The sequence below is a fragment of the Rosenbergiella sp. YN46 genome (assembly GCF_036620675.1).
Lineage (GTDB): Bacteria > Pseudomonadota > Gammaproteobacteria > Enterobacterales > Enterobacteriaceae > Jejubacter.
The window spans coordinates 1-729 of record NZ_JAZHEE010000102.1 but is presented as its reverse complement, the minus strand read 5'-3'; the positions used below and the strand labels follow the sequence as shown (position 1 = coordinate 729).

The window sequence follows — 729 nt, the reverse complement described above, 5'->3', positions numbered from 1 at the left end:
GTGATGAAGCGATCTTCTTATTCAAAAAGGCTTCTTTGTATCAAAAAATACAGACAACTTTTGAGGCTAGATTCTGAACTTTAGGTACGATTCTTGTTGAGCATGATTAACCTCAACCTCTTCCTTACGTGCATCCTTCTTTAGAATAACGGTGTGTGTAGAATCCTTTGGCGCGTCGGAGTAACGTAGTGTGATAGAAGCTGCAAGTTCTTTGTGTTGATCTGCCGTTTTTCCACGTAAGGAAGGAGTTGGCCCCATTACATCTTTAGCTTCTAATTTTATGTCATCAGGTAGAGCGAGTAGAGAAATGTTTGCGTTTTCTTCTTTACCTCTTCCAACAACTAGCTTTGTGTGTTCATCTAGTCTGAAGTGTCGTCCAACCTTTAACAAATCAATATCATTGAATGTTGGTGTTTCAGTATGATCGAACAGATCAAAAGCTCTTTTTCCAAATGCCTTATCAGTTAGTAGACATCCACCACCTGCATTTGGTGGGTCTTGTATGCCAAATTCTTTTGCCATCTGTAGTTGAATCTTTCTTGAACGACCTTTGATCATTCCAAGATCTTTTCTTTGAATCAGACCATTTTTTTCTGGATCTGTCTTTGGAAGTAAAGCTGCTGATATCGGTCTTACAATTTTTTCTTTCAAACCAGATTCCTTTTCAATTGTTCTCAGTGCAGGACCGTGTTGACTCATTGGTCTTTGTCCTAGAACTTCACCTGAAAT

1 protein-coding gene is annotated in these 729 nt (G+C 38.8%); it reads right to left on the bottom strand.

Going from position 1 to position 729, the window contains the following annotated elements; all coding sequences use genetic code 11:
• Nucleotides 1-66: 66 nt before the first annotated feature.
• Nucleotides 67-729, bottom strand: a 663-nt coding sequence (locus V3W49_RS22700; RefSeq protein ID WP_500148204.1) for a hypothetical protein, incomplete at its 5' end; no start/stop codon positions are given.